Origin of the sequence: Pseudomonas sp. NPDC096925 (assembly GCF_044762545.1) — a bacterium.
GTDB lineage: Bacteria > Pseudomonadota > Gammaproteobacteria > Pseudomonadales > Pseudomonadaceae > Aquipseudomonas.
Genome location: NZ_JBIWEM010000002.1, coordinates 27,090 through 47,567 on the forward strand (window position 1 = coordinate 27,090; position 20,478 = coordinate 47,567).

15 protein-coding genes and 2 tRNA genes are annotated in these 20,478 nt (G+C 62.8%); 8 read left to right on the plus strand and 9 right to left on the minus strand.

What is annotated here, in order from left to right:
- Window positions 1-128 precede the first annotated feature (128 nt).
- From ACIQYU_RS06135 to ACIQYU_RS06150, 4 genes are all read left to right on the plus strand, one after another.
- Window positions 129-842: a hypothetical protein gene (locus ACIQYU_RS06135; protein WP_402799482.1), complete on the plus strand. Its 714-nt coding sequence runs from the start codon at window positions 129-131 to the stop codon at window positions 840-842.
- Between the two features lie 197 nt (window positions 843-1,039).
- Window positions 1,040-1,885, plus strand: a complete 846-nt coding sequence (locus ACIQYU_RS06140) for a DUF6502 family protein (protein ID WP_402798569.1) — start codon at window positions 1,040-1,042, stop codon at window positions 1,883-1,885.
- Complete coding sequence (locus ACIQYU_RS06145) at window positions 1,882-3,555, plus strand: DUF5666 domain-containing protein (protein WP_241105927.1); 1,674 nt, start codon at window positions 1,882-1,884, stop codon at window positions 3,553-3,555. Before ACIQYU_RS06140 ends, ACIQYU_RS06145 begins: the two co-directional genes overlap by 4 nt.
- 54 nt (window positions 3,556-3,609) lie before the next feature.
- Window positions 3,610-4,359, plus strand: a complete 750-nt coding sequence (locus ACIQYU_RS06150) for a hypothetical protein (protein ID WP_063913034.1) — start codon at window positions 3,610-3,612, stop codon at window positions 4,357-4,359.
- Between the two features lie 71 nt (window positions 4,360-4,430).
- Here ACIQYU_RS06150 and rimO read toward each other — a convergent pair whose 3' ends face one another.
- A complete protein-coding gene (rimO, locus tag ACIQYU_RS06155) occupies window positions 4,431-5,762 on the minus strand; it encodes a 30S ribosomal protein S12 methylthiotransferase RimO (protein ID WP_063913033.1) in 1,332 nt (443 codons plus the stop codon).
- Window positions 5,763-5,997: 235 nt separating this feature from the next.
- Here rimO and ACIQYU_RS06160 point away from each other — a divergent pair, with 235 nt between their 5' ends.
- Window positions 5,998-7,908, plus strand: a complete 1,911-nt coding sequence (locus tag ACIQYU_RS06160) for a potassium transporter Kup (RefSeq protein ID WP_207830722.1) — start codon at window positions 5,998-6,000, stop codon at window positions 7,906-7,908.
- A gap of 285 nt (window positions 7,909-8,193) precedes the next feature.
- Here the strand turns inward: ACIQYU_RS06160 and ACIQYU_RS06165 are convergent, their stop codons facing one another.
- The 4 genes from ACIQYU_RS06165 to ACIQYU_RS06180 form a co-directional block, all read right to left on the minus strand.
- A complete protein-coding gene (locus tag ACIQYU_RS06165) occupies window positions 8,194-9,486 on the minus strand; it encodes a virulence factor family protein (protein WP_207830724.1) in 1,293 nt (430 codons plus the stop codon).
- A complete protein-coding gene (gene mprF, locus ACIQYU_RS06170; protein ID WP_233693768.1) occupies window positions 9,486-12,128 on the minus strand; it encodes a bifunctional lysylphosphatidylglycerol flippase/synthetase MprF in 2,643 nt (880 codons plus the stop codon). Before mprF ends, ACIQYU_RS06165 begins: the two co-directional genes overlap by 1 nt.
- 261 nt (window positions 12,129-12,389) lie before the next feature.
- Window positions 12,390-12,466 (minus strand) — tRNA-Met (locus tag ACIQYU_RS06175).
- Window positions 12,467-12,600: 134 nt separating this feature from the next.
- A tRNA-Met gene (locus ACIQYU_RS06180) sits at window positions 12,601-12,677 on the minus strand.
- Between the two features lie 221 nt (window positions 12,678-12,898).
- Between ACIQYU_RS06180 and dinB the strand changes: the two genes are divergently transcribed.
- The gene (gene dinB / locus ACIQYU_RS06185) at window positions 12,899-13,957 is read left to right on the plus strand and encodes a DNA polymerase IV (protein ID WP_172827523.1); all 1,059 of its coding nucleotides are present in this window, start codon (window positions 12,899-12,901) and stop codon (window positions 13,955-13,957) included.
- Window positions 13,958-14,126: 169 nt separating this feature from the next.
- On the opposite strand, the gene ACIQYU_RS06190 is transcribed toward dinB, so the two are convergent.
- The 3 genes from ACIQYU_RS06190 to ACIQYU_RS06200 form a co-directional block, all read right to left on the minus strand.
- Complete coding sequence (locus ACIQYU_RS06190; RefSeq protein WP_063913028.1) at window positions 14,127-15,080, minus strand: hypothetical protein; 954 nt, start codon at window positions 15,078-15,080, stop codon at window positions 14,127-14,129.
- Window positions 15,081-15,100: 20 nt separating this feature from the next.
- Window positions 15,101-16,816 carry a proline--tRNA ligase gene (locus ACIQYU_RS06195; RefSeq protein WP_063913027.1) on the minus strand — a complete coding sequence of 572 codons (1,716 nt, stop codon included), beginning with the start codon at window positions 16,814-16,816 and terminating at the stop codon, window positions 15,101-15,103.
- Between the two features lie 160 nt (window positions 16,817-16,976).
- Complete coding sequence (locus ACIQYU_RS06200) at window positions 16,977-18,242, minus strand: OprD family porin (RefSeq protein WP_207830729.1); 1,266 nt, start codon at window positions 18,240-18,242, stop codon at window positions 16,977-16,979.
- A gap of 690 nt (window positions 18,243-18,932) precedes the next feature.
- Between ACIQYU_RS06200 and ACIQYU_RS06205 the strand changes: the two genes are divergently transcribed.
- Window positions 18,933-19,352, plus strand: coding sequence for an HIT domain-containing protein (locus ACIQYU_RS06205; RefSeq protein ID WP_207830731.1), 420 nt, complete (start codon window positions 18,933-18,935; stop codon window positions 19,350-19,352).
- Window positions 19,353-19,559: a SlyX family protein gene (locus ACIQYU_RS06210; protein WP_063913024.1), complete on the plus strand. Its 207-nt coding sequence runs from the start codon at window positions 19,353-19,355 to the stop codon at window positions 19,557-19,559.
- A 172-nt stretch (window positions 19,560-19,731) separates the two neighbouring features.
- Here the strand turns inward: ACIQYU_RS06210 and ACIQYU_RS06215 are convergent, their stop codons facing one another.
- Window positions 19,732-20,325: a cold-shock protein gene (locus ACIQYU_RS06215; protein WP_207830733.1), complete on the minus strand. Its 594-nt coding sequence runs from the start codon at window positions 20,323-20,325 to the stop codon at window positions 19,732-19,734.
- Window positions 20,326-20,478: the final 153 nt, after the last annotated feature.

Sequence of the window (20,478 nt, forward strand, 5' to 3'; positions counted from 1 at the left end):
TAGAGGTCTATTACTTTTACGTGGGAAAAAATCCCACGCAGAAAGAAGCAAAAAACTGAACACAGAATTTCCGGCTTGATTTGGCGTTTCTCATGGCGACGACCTGGAGACGAAACATGCACATCCATATGCTGTTCAAAAAGGCGCTATTGGCGGCTGCCGTTGCTGGCGTGCTGTCGACTTCCATCGTTCTGATCCCTGACTCGATATCCAATGGTTCCAGTGCCTACGCCAAGGATGGCGGCGGCGGTGGCGGCCATGGTGGTGGCGGCGGTGGTCACGGTGGTGGCGGTGGCGGCCATGGTGGCGGCGGTGGTGGTCACGGTGGTGGCGGTGGCGGCCATGGTGGCGGCGGTGGTGGTCACGGTGGCGGCGGTGGCGGCCATGGTGGCGGCGGCGGTGGCGGTGGTCACGGTGGCGGCGGTGGTGGTCATGGTGGTGGCGGCCATGGTGGTGAAGGCGGCGGCCACGGCGGCCACGGCGATGGCGATGGCCATGCCGGCAACAGTGGTCGCGGCCATGACGGTCCCTCAAACTCTGGGCGCAGCGGTAACCACGCTGAAGCGGGTGATGATCATGGCAATCACGTTGGCGGTGAGCCTGGGGACGATCACGGCAATCACGTTGGCGGTGAACCCGGTGACGATCATGGCAATCACGTTGGCGGTGAGCCCGGGGACGATCATGGCAATCATGTTGGCGGTGAGCCTGGCGATGACCGCGGCAATCACGTTGGTGGTGAACCTGGTGATGATCGTGGCGACCATCTGGGTGGCGAACCGGGTGATGACCGCGGTGAGCATGCCGCAGGCGAACCGGGTGATGACAACAGCCGGAGCTGACTGGCTCTGAACGGTTTCATGCAGCGCCCTCGGGGCGGGCCTGCATGAGGCCAGGTTCGGATGCACGGCAGCCCCACTCAACGCGAATGCAATGAGCGCTGAAGACCATCCCTCATCTCGTCCGGGATAGGGTCACAGTTGGTGTGGGATGTTTTCCCGCGTCGTATACTGGGTTCATCTGTCAAGGAACGCGCTCAATGCAATCGCCTACCATCCCCCCTTCGATGTTAAGCGCACTGCGGCGTGTCATGCGCCCTCTGGTGCGCCTGATGCTGCGCAAAGGGGTCACCTATACGATGTTCGCCGACTTGCTCAAGGAAGTGTTCGTCGATGTGGCCCATCGCGAGTTTCGCCTGGATGGCACGGTGCCGACCGACAGCCGTGTCAGCCTGCTTACAGGCGTGCATCGCAAGGATGTACGGCGTTTGCGCAGCGAGGGTGGCACGTCGCTCGCTGCGCTGCCGGAAAACATCACGTTAGGCGCACAGTTGGTCAATATGTGGACCACTGGCAAACCGTTCTGCTCGGAGCCTGGCCAGGCGCTGCCGTTACCGCGCCTGGCGAGTGTCGGCGGCGATTGCTCTTTCGATGCCCTGGTGGCGAAGATCAGTACCGACATTCGCGGGCGGGTGGTGCTGGATGAGTGGTTGCGCCTGGGCATCGTCCGGCTCGACGAGCAGGACTGTGTCCACCTGGAAGCCCAGGCATTCGTGCCGCAGAAGGGCTTTGATGAAAAGGCTGCGTACTTCGGCCACAACCTGCATGACCATGCCTGCGCAGCAGTGCACAACCTGACAGGTGAAGGGCAGTCGTTCTTTGAACGCAGTGTGCACTACGACGCTTTGAGCCCGGCCAGCGTCGACCATCTGCGCGAAGCGGTGGACAAGGAAGGCATGCAGACGCTGCTTGCCTTCAGCCGGCTTGCATCAGACCTGGAAGATGCCGATGTACCCAGCGCCGAGCAGCGTCAGCGCATCACTGTCGGGCTTTATTTCTACACTGAAACCACCGACCCCGATCTGTCGAAGACACCAGACCCATGACTTTCCTCGCGCGCTGCCTCAGTGTCGTCACACTGGCCCTGGGTTTCGGGCTGAACCTGATGGCGCCTGCCGAGGTGGCCGCAGCACCGGTGTGTGTCAGCCGTGACGAAGTGGGTATGGCGGGGGCAGCGGGCTTGCAGTTTCCGGGTGGTATTGGTGGTACCGGGGCCAGAACGGGCGGTGTCGGTGGTACTGGGGTACGCAGTGAAAACGGTGGTGTGGGTGGCACCGGTGCGCCGCTGCAGCAGCGTCCCGGCGGCACAGGCGGGACCGGTGCGGTGGCCGACGGTGTGGACGGCACCTTTATCGATCACGGCGGTGTCGGCGGTACCGGCGCGCCGATCCTGCGCCCGGGCGGCACCGGTGGCACGGGCATCGTCGGCACCATCACCGGGTTCGCTTCGATCTGCGTCAATGGCCTGGAAGTGCACTTTGGCAAAGACGTACCGGTGAGTGAAAACGGTGCGCCTGCCAGTAGCGCTCACCTGGCAATCGGCCAGGTTGTTGCGGTGGAGGCATTTGCCAGCAAACGCGGCCTGCAAGCAGGGCGCATCTCGATCCTCAACGTTTACGAAGGGCCGCTGACGGCACTGCCGAATGCTTCGGCCCCTCTGCGGGTCATGGGCCAACCTGTGCGGCTTGCTGCAGGCGCGCGGGTGGCTGAAGGGCTGCGCCCGGGCGAGCCGGTCAGGGTCAGTGGCCTGCGCGATGCCAGGGGCGAAGTGGTAGCCAGTCGTATCGAACGGGCGCCGGGGCTCAGGGAAGCCAGTGCCATCGGTGCGGTTGATCGTACTGGTAGCCTCCAGGGGCTGAAGCTGGGAACCCGCGTGGCACCCGCGCGGGAAGTGCTGGTGCGTGGGCAGTGGACCGGGCGTCAGTTGGAAGTGGCGCAAACCCGCCCAGACCCGAGCCTGCCTTTTGCTGGTCGTGTGCAGACGGCGGTGATCGAGGGGCTGGTACAGCGCAGCCACGCACAGCAGTTGGTGGTCGCCGGCATCAAGGTGACGCTGGGGCAGGGCACCGTGATCGTTGGCAAGCAGCCCGCGGCATTGGCGCTCGATCAACGTGTGCGGGTGAGCGGGGTGTTCAGTGGCAAGCACGAGCTGCGGGCAACCCGCGTGGAGTTCCATGACGACCGTGCCGACAACCCGGACAGAGGGCATTCGGGGCGGGGCAGCGAGCACGGCACTGGTGAATCTGAAGGCGCCAGCAATAGCGGGCATGGCGGGCGCGATGCGACCAGCGTTCGCATTGAAAGCAGTGATGATCACAGCGGGCACGGCGGCGTTGACGATTCCAGCGGTCGTGACAGTACTGAAAGCCTGGACAAGTCCGGGAAGTCGGAACATGTCGACACCGTGGAGCAGCCCGAGAGCAGCAATAGTGGGAGCTCTGGTCGGGTAGAGAAGGTCGAGCTTGAACGGGTGGAAAAAGTAGAGAAGGTTGAAAAGGTAGAAAAAGTCGAGAAGGTGGAGAAGCCCGAAAAAGTCGAGAAAATCGAAAAGCCTGAGAAAGTCGAGAAGGTAGAAAAAGTCGAGAAGGTCGAAAGAGTAGAGAAGGTCGAGAAAGTCGAAAAGGTCGAAAAGGTCGAAAAGGTCGAAAAGGTCGAAAGGCCCGAGACGGTAGAGAAAATCGAAAAAGTGGAGCATCCAGAGCGGTCCGGGCATTAGGCAACTAGGCTGGGTAAGTGCGATCACACTTCCCGCCGGAATACCGAGGTGCAGATGAGACCCACGCTCCCTCTTTTCGCCTGCTTGCTGTCATGCACCAGCGCCTCGGTCCTGGGCGATACCTTCAGCGCCGCCATCGGCATGGACTATTCAAGTGGCGACTATGGCACGGGTACCACCTCGGAAATCTGGTACGTCCCCGTGGTCGGCAAGTATGAAACCGGCCCCATGACCTACAAGGTCACCGTGCCCTGGCTGCGCATCACCAACCCTGAAGTGGGCCCGAATGGCGACCCCTTGCCCGGTGGCTGCCGGGATGTGGAAAGCGGGCTGGGAGATACGGTTGCCAGCGCCGGTTATGCCCTGCTCGATGGCAGTGACGGCGGCCTGATGCTGGACCTGATCGGCAAGGTCAAATTCCCCACTGCCGATGAAGACCAGTGTCTGGGCACCGGTGAATACGACTACACCGGCCAGGTCGACATCGCCAAGGCCTTTGGCCCGGTGACCGGCTTCGCGACCCTGGGCTGGAAGAAGTTCGGCGACCCGCCCGACAGCGATTTCGACGACCCGGTATTTGCCAGTCTCGGCTTCGCCATGCCGGTGGCCGCAGGCACTTCGGCGGGTGCCTCCTACGACTGGCGGCAGAAAGTCGTCTCGACGGGCGCACAGATCAAGGAACTTACCCTGTTCCTGACCCACAAGCTCAACCAGCAGTGGAAAGTGCAACTCTACGCAGTCAAGGGCTTCTCGGATGCCAGCCCGGATGCAGAGGGTGGCCTGATGCTATTTCATGCGTTCTGACGAAAAAGCCCCTGCACCGGCAGTTCCTTGCGGGGAATACCGGGGCAGGGGCTTTTCAGGCTCCGGCTGCGTCAGATGGGTTCAGCCCACATGTCGTATTCGTCGGCATCTACTACGCGGCAACGTACCTTGTCACCCGGCTTGAAGCCGTGGTCGCCATCGATGAACACGCTGCCGTCGATCTCCGGGGCATCGAAGAAGCTGCGGCCAACCGAGCCTTGCTCTTCCACTTCATCGATCAGCACGTCGATTTCCTTGCCGATGCGCAGTTGCAGGCGGGCGGCGCTGATGGCCTGCTGGTGGGCCATGAAGCGGTCCCAGCGCTCCTGCTTGACGTCGTCCGGTACTTCTTCCAGGCCCAGGTCGTTGGCCGGGGCGCCCTCCACCGGCGAGTACTGGAAGCAGCCAACGCGGTCCAGCTGGGCTTCGGTCAGCCAGTCCAGCAGGTACTGGAAGTCTTCCTCGGTCTCGCCCGGGAAGCCGACGATGAAGGTGGAGCGAATCACCAGCTCCGGGCACTGCTCGCGCCAGTTCTTGATACGCGCCAGGGTGCGGTCTTCGAAGGCCGGGCGCTTCATGGCCTTGAGCACCTTCGGGCTGGCGTGCTGGAACGGGATGTCCAGGTACGGCAGGATCTTGCCGGCGGCCATCAGCGGGATCACGTCGTCGACGTTCGGGTACGGGTACACGTAGTGCAGGCGGACCCAGGCGCCCAGGCTGCTCAGGGCTTCGCACAGTTCGAGCATGCGGGTCTTGACCGGGCGGCCGTTCCAGAAGTCGGTCTTGTACTTGACGTCGACGCCGTAGGCGCTGGTGTCCTGGGAAATCACCAGGATCTCCTTGACCCCGGCCTTGACCAGGCGCTCTGCCTCGCTCAGCACTTCGCCGACCGGGCGGCTGACCAGCTTGCCGCGCATCGACGGGATGATGCAGAAGCTGCAGCTGTGGTTGCAGCCTTCGGAAATCTTCAGGTACGCATAGTGGCGAGGGGTCAGCTTGACGCCCTGAGGTGGTACCAGGTCGATCAGCGGGTTGTGATCCTGGCGTGGCGGCACGACTTCGTGCACGGCGCTGACCACCTGCTCGTACTGCTGCGGGCCGGTAACCGACAGCACGCTCGGGTGCACGTCACGGATGCTGCCTTCCTCGACACCCATGCAGCCGGTGACGATGACCTTGCCGTTTTCCTTGATCGCTTCGCCGATCACTTCCAGCGACTCGGCCTTGGCGCTGTCGATGAAGCCGCAGGTGTTGACCACCACCACGTCGGCGTCCTCGTAGGTGGGCACGACTTCATAGCCTTCCATGCGCAGCTGGGTCAGGATGCGCTCGGAATCGACCAGGGCTTTTGGGCAACCCAGGCTTACGAAACCTACCTTGGGGGTGGCGGGCGTGGTGGACATGACTAACCTCGGTATTGAATGCAGGTCGCCCGACCGGAATCGCGGGCGATCTTGACGGGCGCTTTTGGCGCCTCTGATCAAAAAGTGCGCAATTCTAGCGAGCGCAGGATCGCTTGACCAGCAGAAATACGACGAACGCTGCGCTATGCTTCGCGCCATTGCGTCGGGGGTATCCGTATCACCTGGCGCATGGGGAATTCTACTGGCCTTGCAAGGCCGTCTGCGGGAGTGGTCGATGGTTCAGGCAAGCAGTCACGCCGAGGGCGGGCACGAGGGGAAGCAGGGGGCGATGCGGTCGATGAGCCTGCTCGTGGCGGCGGTCGGGGTAGTTTATGGCGATATCGGTACCAGCCCGTTGTATACCCTCAAGGAAGTCTTCAGCGGCGGGTACGGAGTACCGGTCAACCATGACGGCGTGCTGGGGATCCTGTCGCTGATCCTGTGGTCGCTGCTGTGGGTGGTGTCGTTCAAGTACGTGATGTTCATCCTGCGCGCCGACAACCAGGGCGAGGGCGGTACCATGGCGTTGACCGCGCTGGCGCGGCGGGCCACGGCGGCCTACCCGAGGTTGCGCACGTTGATGGTGGTGTGCGGGTTGATCGGCGCTTCGCTGTTCTATGGCGACAGTATGATCACGCCGGCGGTGTCTGTGCTGTCGGCGGTGGAAGGCATGGGGCTGGCGTTCGATGGTATCGATCACTGGGTGGTACCGATTTCGCTGGTGATACTGGTGGCGCTGTTCCTGGTGCAGAAGCACGGCACCGAGAAGATCGGCAAGCTGTTCGGCCCGATCATGGTCACCTGGTTCGTGGCGCTGGGCGCGCTGGGGGTGCATGGCATCTCGCAGAGCCCGGAAGTGCTCAAGGCGTTCAACCCGGTCTGGGCAGTGAACTTCTTCGTGGTCCACCCCGGCATCGGCGTGGCCGTCCTCGGCGCGGTGGTGCTGGCGCTGACCGGTGCCGAGGCGCTGTACGCCGACATGGGCCACTTTGGCCGCAAGCCGATCGCCCGGGCCTGGTTCGCCCTGGTGCTGCCGGCGCTGGTGCTCAATTACTTTGGTCAGGGCGCGTTGCTGCTGCAGGACCCGGATGCGGCACGTAACCCGTTCTACCTGCTGGCGCCGGGTTGGGCACTGCTGCCGATGGTCGGCCTGGCTACCATGGCCACGGTGATCGCTTCGCAGGCGGTGATCTCGGGGGCGTTCTCCCTGACCCGCCAGGCCATCCAGCTGGGCTACATCCCACGCATGCAGATCCAGCACACCTCCAGCGATGAACAGGGGCAGATCTACATCGGCGCGATTAACTGGACGCTGATGGTCGGCGTGGTACTGCTGGTGCTCGGTTTCGAGTCATCCGGTGCCCTGGCGGCGGCTTACGGCGTGGCTGTGACCGGTACCATGCTGATGACCACCATCCTGGTTTCGGCGGTGATGCTGCTGCTATGGAAGTGGCCACCGGTGCTGGCGGTGCCGATCCTGATGGGTTTTCTGTTGGTGGATGGGCTGTTCTTCGCCGCCAACGTACCGAAGATCATCCAGGGTGGTGCGTTCCCGGTGCTGGCTGGTGGCGTGCTGTACCTGTTGATGAGCACCTGGAAGCGCGGCAAGCAGATCCTGATGGAGCGTATCGACGAAGGCGCGCTGCCGCTGCAGCTGTTCATCAGCAGCATACGCATTCAGCCGCCGCACCGGGTCGAAGGCACGGCGGTGTTCCTTACGGCGCGCTCCGATGCGGTGCCCCATGCACTGTTGCACAACATGCTGCATAACCAGGTGCTGCACAGCCAGGTGGTGCTGTTGACGGTGGTCAGTGAGGACCGGCCGCGGGTGCCGGAGCATGAGCGTTTTGAAGTGGAGGCCTATGGCGACGGGTTCTTCCGCGTGTTGCTGCACTTCGGCTTCATGGACGAACCGGACGTACCGGCGGCGTTGAAGCTGTGCCACCTGGAAGACCTGGACTTCAGCCCGATGCGCACCACCTACTTCCTCAGCCGCGAGACCGTGATCGCCTCACGGCTGGAGGGGATGTCGCGCTGGCGGGGCAACCTGTTTGCGTTCCTGCTGAAGAATGCCAACGGCAACTTGCGCTTCTTCAACCTGCCACTGAACCGGGTGATCGAGCTGGGTACCCAGGTCGAGATCTGAGGCTCAACTCGCCCCATGTGGGAGCGGGCGTGCCCGCGAAGCCGGCAACTCGGTGTAGGGCACCGGCTTCGCCGGTGTTCGCGGGCATGCCCGCTCCCACATGGGCCGCATAGCTTTCAAGGCTTGCGCTGGACCTGTGGGAGATGGCTCAGCCTTTTGGGCTGCGCTGGCGCGTAGATAACTGAAATTGCAAGCAAACCGCTCCCACAGGGGCCCCGCTAATTCAATGAGTTATGTGCAGTTCGATGAGAGCGGGTTTACCCGCGAATGGGCCGCAAGGTCCTATCAGTTCTGCTCAGCCACGCTGGACTTGCCCTGGCGCGTCTCGATCTCGCCAATCAAGCGCTTGGCCAGTGCCGGGTAGTTTTCGTCGAAGTGGTGCCCACCCGGCAGCTTGAGGCGTTCACCCACCGCAGTCTTGTCGGTGCAACCGCTCTCATCGGCCTCTTCCACACCATACACGCACACCACCTTGGACGCCGGCAGTCTGGCCATTTCCGGCCCGGTTGGCGCTTCCTGGCCTTCCTTGCCCAGCCAGCCCTCGACTTCGATCTCGAAGCTGCCGCTGCGGGCAAAGGCCAGTAGCATCACCGCGTCGATCCGTTGCTGGTCCTCGGCCGGCAGGCGGTTGTAGATCGCCGGCAGCACGTCGGCACCGAACGAATAGCCGGTCAGCACGAAGCGCTTGGTGCCCCACTTCTGCCGGTAGTGCTGCATCAGTTCGGACAGGTCGGCGGCGCTTTGCTCCGGGGTCTTGTGCTGCCAGTAGTAGCGCAGCGTGTCGATGCCCACCACCGGGTAGCCCAGCTTGGCCATTTCCCCGGCCACGTCGCGGTCCAGGTCACGCCAGCCACCATCACCGGAAAGGAACAGGGTAACCGTGTCGGTGGTCTGCCCGGCAGGCACCTCGACCACCGGGATAGCCAGGGCGTTGCCGTCGTGGCCGACCAGGGCCTGGGTCAGCTGGGCCTTGAGCACTTGTGGCAGGTGGATGTCGTAGTCGCTGATGCTGGTCTCGGCATTGGCCTGGTCGCGCACGAAGGCGGCGCTGGCGTCATCCGGGTTGTCGTTCCAGGCGACGTTCCAGTGGCCGTGGGCGGCCGACTTCGGCAGTGGGGCCTGGCAGCCGGGTTGTTCCAGGCTGAAGTCCACGGAAATCGCCCGCGCCTTGTCGTTGTTCTGGCTGGCCAGCCAGCGCCAGGCCTGGGCGGCGCCAGGGCCGATACCAGCGACCAGGGTCGGTTTCTCCGACAGCTGGCCCAGGGCTTGGTCCAGGGCCTGTTGCTGCTTGCTGCAATCGTTGGGCGGCAGGATCACCTGCACCAGCTGCGCTTCGCCGGCCTGGGCAAGGTCCAGCAGCTGCCTGTCGGTCAGCGCCTGGTCCTGGGGTACACCGATGGCCACCCGGGCCTTGGGGTGCACGCCTGGGGTCACGCGGGTGATGCGGGTGTCATTGATGCTCAGTTGTTCCAGGCGTGCCTCGGGAGCCGGGCGCGTCCACAACCAGAATGCCAGCGCACCTCCCAGGGTGGCCAACAGCAGGGGAACCAGCAGGTACAGCCAAAAGCGTCGGGTCATCAACGTTTCACCAATCCAGTCAGGCCGCCTGCGATCAGGGCGGCGGTGTCGGCCAGTGCCACCAGCGGGTCGAGCCCGGCCGGCACGGCCATGTAGCGGGGTTCCCAGTCCGGTTGGAATTTGTCCTTGAAGCGACGAAGCCCCTGGAAGTTGTACAGCTGCTCGCCACGGCGGAACACCATCGAGCCCAGGCGTTGGGTCAAGGGCGCGCCCCGTCGCGGCTGCAGGCCGGACAGCGGCACCATGCCCAGGCTGAAGCGGGTGTAGTCATGGCTTTTGTAGTGCAGGATCAGGCCGATCATCATGAATTCCATGGTCAGCTTCGGGGCCTCGGGGTGCGCACGCATCAGGTCGAGGCTGGCCAGTTCGTTGCCATGGGTTTCCAGCAGGTTGGCGAAAGCCACCGGGCGGCCCTGGAAGCGGATCAGGGCAATACGGAAGTGCTGCAGGTATTCAGGGCTGAAGCGCCCCAGCGAGAAGCCTTTCTCGCGCACGTTCTTGCCGCCGAGCCAGGCATCGGAAATTTCCTTCAGCTCTGCCAGCGGGGCATGGCCGGGTTCGTGGATTTCCAGGCTCAAACCGTCACGGCCACCACGGTTCCAGGTGTAGCGCAGATCCTTCATCTCCTTGCCCTTGGCTTCGAGGTCGAAGCGGCGCAGGTCGACCCGGGCTTCTTCGCCCAGCTTCAGTGCGGTCAGGCCGATGTCCATGTAGAACGGCAGGTTCTCGGCGCGCACCTGGTAGAACACCGGGCGGGCATGGTGCAGATCGCACAGGTCACGGAACTGCCAGATCATCTCGGCGCGCTCCTGGGCCGGGCCGATCGGGTCGTACAGGGCCACCAGGCTGCGGCCGCGACGGGCGTACATGAGGAAGGCGTTGTCGCGAGGGTGGAACAGCAGCGCCTTGTCGCCGGTCAGGGCCAGGCCGCCATCGGGCTGGTCGGAGGCCAGCAGAATGCGGTTGGCACGCCGCAGCTCCTCTTCGTCGGGCAGGTGGATCACCGGCGGTGCCGTGCGCAATAGCCAGGTCAGGGCCACGGCCGCCAGCAGCAAGGCGCTGCCCATGGCGGCGCGCAGGCCACGCGGGGCGTCGGCATCGAGGGTGAACTGCCACCACAGCTGATGGCTGTAGGGCACATCCTGGTAGGCGAACAGCAACAGCCATATCGATGCGCCGACCACACAGGCGCTGGCCACCAGAAACACCGGCGAGAACGGCAACTCGAGCAAGCGGCTGGGGCGGTAGAAGGAACGCCGGAACAGCGCGAGCAAGGTAGCTGTGAGGGTCAGCAGGCAGGCTTCTTCCCAATCGAAGCCCTTGAGCAGCGACAGCAAGGCGCCGACCAGCAACAGTACAGTGGTCAGCAGCCAGGCGGCGGACAGGCGCCGGCGCAGGCCCTGGGCCAGCAGCAGGCACAGCACGCCGATCAGGCTGGCACCGAAGTGCGAGGCATCGATCAGACGGTGCGGCACCAGAAAGCCCATGTGCTCCAGGCGTGTGTCTATCTCGGGCGTGGCCCCGGAGAACAGCAGCACCACCCCGGACAGAAATACCAGAATCGACAGGATCGGCGCGGCCAGCCCGGAAGCGGCCTTGATAGCCTGTTGCGCGAACAGCAGGCGCCGGGCTTCGTTGGCCAGCAGCAACACGCAGGCCAGCAGCAGTGGTAGCACCACGTAGATCAGCCGATACAGCAACAGGGCCGCTGCCAACGGCGCCGCGCCGAGCTGGTCGGCAAAAGCCGCCAGCAGGATCGCTTCGAACACCCCGACGCCGCCCGGTACATGGCTGAGCACACCTGCAGCCAAGGCCAGCAGGTACACCAGGACAAAGGCACCGAATGGCGGTGCTTCGGGCAGCAGCAGGTACAGCACCGTGGCGGCAGCGGCGACATCCAGTGCGGTGATCAGCAATTGCAGGGCTGCCAGGCGTGCACCCGGCAGGCGCAGTGTGCGGCGGCCCAGTTGTACCAGCAGGTTATTGGCCAGTGGTTGTTCAGCCAGGCGCCGGCGGTACAAGCCGAACACCAGCACGCTGCACGCCAGCAGCACTGCTGTGGCGATACCCGCCAGCAAGCCAGGCGCCAAACCCAGTGCGGCCGAGGCTGCCGACAGGTCGCTCAAGGTCGCCAAGGCGGCCAGAGGCGGCAGCGCGCAGCCCAGTGACAGGCTGGCAAAAACGGTCATCCGTGCAACTTCACCTGCACCGACCCCTTGGCGTGCATACAGGCGGTAGCGCACCGAGCCGCCCGAAAGCATCGACAGGCCGATGGCGTTGCCGATGGCAAAGGCGCTGAAACCGCCCAGCACCAAGCTGCGCGTCGGCAGTTTCACGCCGGCATAGCGGCTGGCCGACCACTCGTAACCCAGCAGGATCACGAAACCGAGCACGGTTGCCAGCAAGGCACCGAGTAGCGACTGGGCCGGTACGCTGAGCATGGCATCATGCAGGGCGTAGATGTCCAGCTCGCTCAGCAGGTGGCGACAGGCGATCAAGCCCATGGTGAACAACACCAGGGTCACCACCAGCCCAATGGGCTGGCGGTAGCGGCTCAAGCGTTCGAGCAAGGGCAGGCGTTGCACGGCACCGGGTAGCGCCGAGGCAAGCGGCACCGGGGGTTCGGGGTTGTGCGAAGTCATGGATTGCCCCGGGCATGCAGCGCGAGGTGAGGGGAAGGTGTGGCCAAGTGAAAGTCCCTTAGGAAAACGTATCCAATGTTACTCCGGCCTCAGGCACTTGCAGCGGCCTGGCAGGGTTAAAGATAGTTCATCCAGGGCACGACCTCTCAAGCCTGCGGGTTGGCTGGAGGGCGAGGGATTTTGGGGGCGACGAAAAGCAGGAAGGGAAAAGCAACAAACCCCGCACTGCTGTTACACAGGCGGGGTTTGTTCTGACGAATATGGTTGCGGGAGCCGGATTTGAACCGACGACCTTCGGGTTATGAGCCCGACGAGCTACCAGGCTGCTCCATCCCGCGTCAGTGGTGCGAATTCTACAGTTTTCAGAATGGATGTCAAGCGCTAGTCGTTGATTTTTTTAATATTTCTACGAATGCATTATTTGACGCAAAAGAAAAAGGCCACTGTGTGAACAGTGGCCTTTTCTCGAATCTGGTTGCGGGAGCCGGATTTGAACCGACGACCTTCGGGTTATGAGCCCGACGAGCTACCAGGCTGCTCCATCCCGCGCCTGTGAGATCGAATTCTACGGATTTACCCGTGGGTGTCAAGCTTTTTTCTGAAAAAAACCTTTCCTGTTCAAACTCTTAGCGTTTGAATATGACGCGCAGCTCAGGCACGACGGGGCTTTCAGGCCGATTATCGAGCAATGCCGCCTACAGGCTGCATACCCCGAGGGCGCATGCGATACTATCTGTATGAATTTACAGTGCTGACGGTCATCCATGTCCTTGCGCAAGATCATCCATGTCGACTGCGATTGCTTCTATGCCGCGATCGAAATGCGTGACGACCCACGCCTGGCCGGGCGGCCCATGGCGGTGGGGGGCTCGCCCGACCATCGAGGGGTGATCGCTACCTGCAACTATGAAGCGCGTGCCTATGGCGTGCGCTCGGCCATGTCGTCGCGGCATGCGCTGAAGCTGTGCCCGGACTTGCTGATCGTCAAGCCGCGCTTCGAGGCCTACCGTGAGGCCTCGCGGGAAATCCACACGATCTTCCGCGACTACACCGAGCTGATCGAGCCGCTGTCGCTGGACGAGGCCTACCTGGATGTGAGCGACAGCCAGTGGTACTCGGGCAGCGCCACGCGTATTGCCGAGGATATCCGCCGGCGTGTCGCCCGCACCCTGCATATAACCGTCTCGGCCGGTGTGGCGCCGAACAAGTTCCTGGCCAAGATCGCCAGTGACTGGCGCAAGCCCAATGGCCTGTTCGTGATTACCCCCGGCGAAGTGGAGGCGTTCGTCGCCGCCCTGCCGGTGGCCAGGTTGCACGGGGTGGGCAAGGTAACGGCAGACAAGCTGGCGCGGTTGGGGATCGAAACCTGCCTGGAGCTGCGCGAATGGTCGCGTCTGGCGCTGGTGCGCGAGTTCGGCAGCTTTGGCGAGCGTTTGTGGGGGCTGGCGCGGGGTATCGATGAGCGTGCAGTGCACAATGACAGCCGCCGGCAGTCGGTCAGTGTGGAAAACACCTACGACACCGACCTTCCGGACCTGGCCAGTTGCCTGGCACGGCTCCCCGAGTTGCTGGAAAGCCTGAACGAGCGTATTGCCCGCATGGACAGCAGTTACCGGCCGGAAAAACCCTTCGTCAAGGTCAAGTTCCATGACTTCAGCCAGACCACCATGGAGCAGGCGGGGGCGGGCAGGGACCTGGAGAGTTATCGACAGTTGCTGGGGCAGGCGTTTGCCCGGGGTGGCAAGCCGGTGCGCTTGCTGGGGGTAGGCGTAAGGTTGCGCGACTTGCGCGGGGCGCATGAGCAGCTGGAGCTGTTCCCGCCTCAATAAATGGCCTGGGCCTGGCTGCACGGCCCCCTGTGGGAGCGGCCTTGTGTCGCGAAAGGGCCGCGTAGCGGCCCCAGGATTTCAGCAATGATGCATCAATTGTCGGGGCTGCTCTGCAGCCCTTTCGCGACAAAAGGCCGCTCCCACAGGGGGATGCGTTGCCCCGCAGCAGTTACTGCACGCCCGGATCAGCCACCAACCGGCCAGTGGCCTTGGTCAGCGACTGCAGAAACTCCTGTTGCAGCTCCGGGTCGTTGCGGGTCAGTTCGATCAGGCTCTGTTCCATTTCACTGGCTTCCTCTTCCAGGCCCAGTTCGGACAAGCGCTTGACCCGGTGTACCCATTGGCCGACATCGTCGTCTTCCAGGTCATCGAAGATCAGTTCATGGGCTTCGAGCAGCTTGTTGCGCAGGGTGGCGCTGACCAGCAGGCTGGCATCGCCACGTACCGCATTGTCCTCGTCCAGCACCTGCAGGTGCAGGGTGCCGATGTGGTTGAGGTTCTGCTCGGAGAACGGGCTGTCGAGCAGGTTCAGGCGCAGCACGCCGTTCCTGTCGGTGGTCAGCTCGTGGGTCATCTTGCCGGCCTTGACCTCGACCAGGCGCTCGCTCCAGGGCACGCTGGTAGATTCCTCGCGCTTGCCTTTCTGCACTTCGCTGATTCCGGCCAGGTTCTGCTGGGCACGACCGTTGGACGGCACGTTCATGAACGGGTTGAGCCCGTCCACGCCGTAGCTGAGCCAGTCGTGGGTGATGCTTTCCGGCAGGTTGCCCAGGGCAAAGACGTTGACCACGTTGGCACCGACGCCCGCTACTACCGCCACCGCACCCAGCGGGATCTCGTAGATCTCCCGCCAGGGCTGGTAAGGCGTGTAGCGGTCATAGCTGCGGGTGACTTCGAACTCGGTGACTTCGAAGCGCTTCTGCTCATGCACCCGCACACGTCGCTGCGGAAGCTCCATCACCTTCGGCTCGCCGACATCGATCTGCAGGGTGTGCTCGAGCAGTTTGCGCTCGATGCGCTCCTCATGGTCGCTGCGCTGGGACATCTGGTTGGCGCAGCCGCTGACGAGCAGGGCGCCGCACAGTGCGGCGCCCCCCAGGGGAAAGGTACTTCGCTTGAACATGATCACTCGTGCATTGGTTATCAGCGGCGAACGCGAGCCTGCAGGAAGGTCAGCACTTCATTGAGCGGCAACGGCTGGGCGTCCTGCTCGGTGCGGTGCTTGTACTCCAGGTTGCCTTCGGCCAGGCCGCGATCGCTGACGACGATGCGGTGCGGGATACCGATCAGCTCCATGTCGGCAAACTTGATGCCTGGGCTGGTCTTCTTGTCACGGTCGTCCAGCAGCACTTCGTAGCCGGCAGCAGTCAGCTCGGCGTACAGCTTGTCGGTCGCCTCGCGAACCACGTCGGTCTCGTAGCGCAGCGGTACCAGGGCGATCTGGAACGGGGCCAGGGCGTCGTTCCAGATGATGCCCTTGTCGTCGTAGCTCTGCTCGATGGCAGCGGCGACCACGCGGGACACGCCGATGCCGTAGCAGCCCATGGACAGGGTTACCGGCTTGCCGTTCTCGCCCAGTACCTGGCACTTCAGCGCCTCGCTGTACTTGGTGCCGAGCTGGAAGATGTGGCCCACTTCGATGCCGCGCTTGATCACCAGGGTGCCCTGGCCGTCCGGGCTCGGGTCACCTTCGACCACGTTACGCAGGTCGGCGACCTGTGGAACCGGCAGGTCGCGCTCCCAGTTCACGCCGAAGTAGTGCTTGTCGTCGATGTTGGCGCCAATGCCGAAGTCGCTCATCAGGGCAACCGAACGGTCGATCACGCATTCCAGTGGCAGGTTCAGCGGGCCGAGCGAGCCGGCGCCGGCACCAATGGCCTCGCGCAGCTCGGCGTCGGTAGCCATGACCAGCGGGTCGGCAACCTGTTCCAGCTTGGCCGCCTTGATTTCGTTCAGCTCGTGGTCGCCACGTACCACCAGGGCAACCAGCTTGCCTTCCTCGGCGCCGCGCACGATCAGGGTCTTGACGGTTTTCTCGATCGGCAGGCCGAAGTTTTCCACCAGCTGGGCGATGGTCTTGGCGTTCGGCGTGTCGACCAGGCGCAGCTCCTCGGTAGGGGCTGGGCGCACGGTTTCGCGCGGGATGGCCTCGGCCTTCTCGATGTTGGCGGCGTAGTCGGAGCTGTCGCTGAAGATCACGTCGTCTTCGCCGGACTCGGCCAGTACGTGGAACTCGTGCGAGTAGCTGCCACCGATAGAGCCGGTGTCAGCCTGTACTGGGCGGAAGTCCAGGCCCAGGCGGGTGAACACGTTGCTGTACGCCTGGTGCATGCGGTCGTAGGTTTCCTGCAGGGAAGCCTGGTCGGCATGGAACGAGTAGGCGTCCTTCATGATGAACTCGCGGCCGCGCATCAGGCCGAAGCGCGGGCGGATCTCGTCACGGAACTTGGTCTGGATCTGGTACATGTTGAGCGGCAGCTGTTTATAGCTGGACAGCTCGTTGCGGGCCAGGTCGGTGATGACTTCTTCGTGGGTCGGGCCGACGCAGAAGTCGCGCTGGTGGCGGTCTTTCAGGCGCAGCAGCTCGGGGCCGTACTGTTCCCAGCGGCCGGATTCCTGCCACAGTTCGGCGGGCTGGATGCTGGGCATCAGCACTTCCAGGGCGCCGGCGGCGTTCATTTCCTCACGCACCACGGCCTCGACCTTGCGCATCACCCGCAAGCCCATCGGCAGCCAGGTGTACAGGCCGGAGGCCAGTTTGCGGATCATGCCGGCACGCAGCATGAGCTGATGGCTGATGACCACTGCGTCGGCAGGGGTTTCTTTCTGGGTGGCGAGCAAATATTGACTGGTGCGCATGGTGAGCCGTGTCGATTGCCTAAGACATTGAAATGACCCCGCATTGTACGGGGGCGAAACGAAGGCGTACAGGATGCCCCAGGGCGTGACACTTGTCAGCCAAGAAAAAGCCCGGCGTGATCGCCGGGCTTTTTCAGGTGCGGGGCACTGCAAGCCAGGCTTACAGGATGCTCAGCGGGTACTCCACGATCAGGCGCAGTTCGTCGATCGATGGGGAATCGTAGTAAACGCCATCGGAAGAGCGGTAGGTGGCCTGACGTACGCGGAAGCTCAGGTCTTTCGCCGGGCCGCTCTGCAGTACGTACTTGATATCGACGTCGCGTTCCCATTCCTTGCCGTTGCTGGTGCCGGCGACGTTGGCGTCGGTACCGCGTACATAACGGGTCATGAAGGTCAGGCCCGGGATGCCGTATTCGGCGAAGTTCAGGTCGTAGCGAGCCTGCCAGGATTTCTCGTCTTCGGCGTTGAAGTCGGAACGGGCAATGGAGTTGGCCAGGAAGATGGTGCCGCCACCGTCGATGCCATAGCCATAGTCGCCGTCGCCGGTGACTTTCTGGTAGGCCAGGGTGAAGGTGTGCGCGCCGATGTTGTAGGCGCCCGACAGGCTGAACGCGCGGTTGTCCAGCTTGTCGCCGTCGAACGCGCGGTACTCGGCCGAGCCTTCGCTCTTGGTGTCATAAATGTTGAAGTCGAACACCAGGCCTTGCTTGTCGGAGATCGGCAGCGCCCAGTTGACGTTGGCGTAGTACTTGCGCCAGTAGTCTTCGACCTTCGAGTAGTACAGGCTGGTGCTGAGGTTGTCGGTGAAGGCGTAGGTACCACCGACCACGTTGGCTTCCTTCAGGCCGAAGCTGTCGCGGTTGGTCTGCTCCTGGGCGGTCAGGCTGGTGAAGTGACCAGCGTGCAGGGTCAGGCCCTCGATCTCGTTGCTGGTGATCAGGGTGCCCTGAGCGATTTCTGGCAGCAGGCGGCTGTCGTCGGTAGCGAAGACCGGCAGTGCGGTGAACTGGTCACCCACTTTCAGCACGGTGTCGGAGATACGGAACTTAACCGCACCACCGCCCTTGGAGTAATCATCCTGCGAACGGCCGTCGGAGCCGGTCGGGAACAGGCCGGTACCGGCGCGGCCCTTGCCGCTGTCCAGTTTCAGGCCGAGCATGCCGATGGCATCGACACCCACACCCACGGTGCCCTGGGTGAAGCCGGACTCGAAGGTGCCGAGGAAGCCCAGGCCGGTTTCTTCGCGACGGCTCTGGCCGCCTTCGTTGTTACGGAAGTCACGGCTGAAGTACAGCATGCGGGTCTTGACGTTCAGCTTGCTGTCTTCGATGAAACCTTTGGACTCGTCCTGGGAAGAGGCCAATGCCAACTGCGAGGTCCCTGCCGCAACGGCCAGGGCGATCATGCTCCACTTCATCACGCGCATCGTGATTTGCTCCTTTGGTTTTTAGGAAGAGTACCGCTGCGTCCAAGTCTTTTAGTTATATGGGGCAGCTCTTTCTTGTTATGTCGGCGAAAATGTATAGCACGCAGACTGTTGTTGGCGATATGGGTATAAACATCCTTTTCGGAACTTTTTCACCATGTCGCTTCTAGGTATTTCCATGTCGCAAATCACGCCCCGGTTCAAGGGCCGTACAACCCCAGCGCTGTTCCTGTCACCGTAATGAATCTGTAACTACCGATTCCGGTTGGGGAAACTCCCTGGTAACCAATGTCGCTGTTGTTATTTGTCGCGTACACCCGCTGTTGCAGATGTCGTGCCGACTTGGCGTGAAAGGAATGCAACAAGCGTGCTCAAAATTCGCAACGCTTCATGAAATTTTCACAAAACCTGCTACCGGGGGTCGGAAAGTGCCGTAAACACGGGGCGGGAGCCGTCTGGCGGCGTATTGCTGTCGAGAATCATTAAAAATTGAAAAGCTGCCATGAAAGTCAATGTGTTACCGCAACTTGTTCATGCAGCGTCACCTGTGGGTGGCAAGTGTGGTGGGAGGTGTACCGGCGGCCTCATTTTGGTGCGAAAAGTAGCGCTGTGTTACCGGGAACGTGCAAGGTATCCTTGCAGGCCTGTTTTCCGCGTGAAGCGGTTGGTTCTGCCTCAAGGAGATTTGCCGTGTTCGTCCTCGATTCGCGTTTGCAGCAGGATTCCCTGGTGCTGGGGGAGTTTGCGCTGTGCCAGTTGTTGCTGAGCAAGGATGCCAACTATCCGTGGTTCATCCTGGTGCCCAAGCGCGCCGGTATCAGCGAACTGTTCGAGCTCGATGCTGCGGAGCAGCAGCAGTTGTGGCAGGAAACCACCAGCCTGGCCGAGGCACTGAAGGCCAGCTACAACGCCGACAAGATGAACGTGGCTACCCTGGGCAATGTGGTGAGCCAGTTGCACATGCACGTGATCGTGCGCCAGCGCGACGACGCCGCCTGGCCGGCACCGGTGTGGGGCAAGTGCCCGGCGGTGGCCTACACCGACGACCAGGTGCAAGCCATTCGCCAGCGCCTGCGCGGGCTGCAACTTGCCGGCTACCAGGAGGCCTGAATGTCGCTTGAATTACGAGTGGTCGAACTGGAAACCCGCCAGGCGTTCCAGGATGACACCATCCAGGCGCTGAATGACGTGGTGGTCGAGCAGGGGCGGGTGATCGAACGGCTGCAGTTGCAGATGGCCGAGCTGATCAAGCGTTACGAAGAGATGGTTGGCCAGTACGGCAGCGAAGGGGACGAGGCGCCGCCGCCTCATTATTGATACCTTTCAGGGCCCTGTCGCCGGCAAGCCAGCTCTCATGGAGCTGCACATGACTCATTGAATTGGCAGGGCCCCTGTGGGAGCGGACCGCTTGCGAATTCAGTTCGCTGCGCGACAGCGCAGCCCGAAGGGCTGGGCTGTCTCCCACAAGGGATGGTTTCTGCAAATGGAATCAGCGGCGGGTTACCGCAACCACATCCTCGGCCTGCAGGCCCTTGTCGCGGTGCATCACGGAAAATTCCACGCGCTGGCCTTCCACCAGGATGCGGTGGCCTTCACCGCGAATGGCGCGAAAGTGCACGAAGATATCATCGCCCGAGTCGCGGGAGATGAAGCCAAAGCCTTTGGATGTGTTGAACCACTTCACGGTACCGGTATCACGATTGCCGGCATCCTGCGCCGCGTGCTGGCTGGCGCGTGCCTTGCGCGGGCTGCGGGCAAAGCCCACGGCCAGGTGCACGGCCACAGCCAGCGCCGCGCAGACCAGAGCGGCCAGGTTGCCCATTTCCGGGCGGGCCAGCAGTGTCAGGGTCTGCAGCACCACGGCCACCACCAGCAGGGCGCAGGCCAGGTGCTGCAGCTGTTGCCGTGCGCCGCGGTAGTACAGTGGCACGACCGGGGCCAGCACCAGGTTGAGCAGGCCGAGCAGGGCCAGGTAGACCGCGTCGGGTTGTTGAAGGAAGGGGGTCGCATCGGTTTTCAGGCTGGGTAGGAGCGATAGCAGCAATGCTGCCACGCCCGTCACCAGATGGACGATCTTGAACATGGGGTTGGCTCACAGTTGATAAGGCCGATCACAGGAAGAGCTGGCGGCACGGTGCGCATGAGGTGTAGAGCGCGAACACGGGACAGGCCAGCCTATGCACCCGGCAATGACAATCTGCACGGGTGGCACCATGCCTATTTAACAGTAAAGCCG

What these genes read in the sequence shown, in the direction of transcription:
- ACIQYU_RS06150 (WP_063913034.1), top strand. Translation starts at nt 3,610, where the DNA reads ATGAGACCCACGCTCCCTCTTTTCGCCTGCTTGCTGTCATGCACCAGC.
- ACIQYU_RS06145 (WP_241105927.1), top strand. Translation starts at nt 1,882, where the DNA reads ATGACTTTCCTCGCGCGCTGCCTCAGTGTCGTCACACTGGCCCTGGGT.
- ACIQYU_RS06160 (WP_207830722.1), top strand. Translation starts at nt 5,998, where the DNA reads ATGGTTCAGGCAAGCAGTCACGCCGAGGGCGGGCACGAGGGGAAGCAG.
- ACIQYU_RS06190 (WP_063913028.1), bottom strand. Translation starts at nt 15,080, where the DNA reads ATGTTCAAGCGAAGTACCTTTCCCCTGGGGGGCGCCGCACTGTGCGGC.
- ACIQYU_RS06135 (WP_402799482.1), top strand. Translation starts at nt 129, where the DNA reads ATGCTGTTCAAAAAGGCGCTATTGGCGGCTGCCGTTGCTGGCGTGCTG.
- ACIQYU_RS06165 (WP_207830724.1), bottom strand. Translation starts at nt 9,486, where the DNA reads ATGACCCGACGCTTTTGGCTGTACCTGCTGGTTCCCCTGCTGTTGGCC.
- ACIQYU_RS06200 (WP_207830729.1), bottom strand. Translation starts at nt 18,242, where the DNA reads ATGCGCGTGATGAAGTGGAGCATGATCGCCCTGGCCGTTGCGGCAGGG.
- mprF (WP_233693768.1), bottom strand. Translation starts at nt 12,128, where the DNA reads ATGACTTCGCACAACCCCGAACCCCCGGTGCCGCTTGCCTCGGCGCTA.
- ACIQYU_RS06195 (WP_063913027.1), bottom strand. Translation starts at nt 16,816, where the DNA reads ATGCGCACCAGTCAATATTTGCTCGCCACCCAGAAAGAAACCCCTGCC.
- ACIQYU_RS06215 (WP_207830733.1), bottom strand. Translation starts at nt 20,325, where the DNA reads ATGTTCAAGATCGTCCATCTGGTGACGGGCGTGGCAGCATTGCTGCTA.
- ACIQYU_RS06210 (WP_063913024.1), top strand. Translation starts at nt 19,353, where the DNA reads ATGTCGCTTGAATTACGAGTGGTCGAACTGGAAACCCGCCAGGCGTTC.
- ACIQYU_RS06140 (WP_402798569.1), top strand. Translation starts at nt 1,040, where the DNA reads ATGCAATCGCCTACCATCCCCCCTTCGATGTTAAGCGCACTGCGGCGT.
- rimO (WP_063913033.1), bottom strand. Translation starts at nt 5,762, where the DNA reads ATGTCCACCACGCCCGCCACCCCCAAGGTAGGTTTCGTAAGCCTGGGT.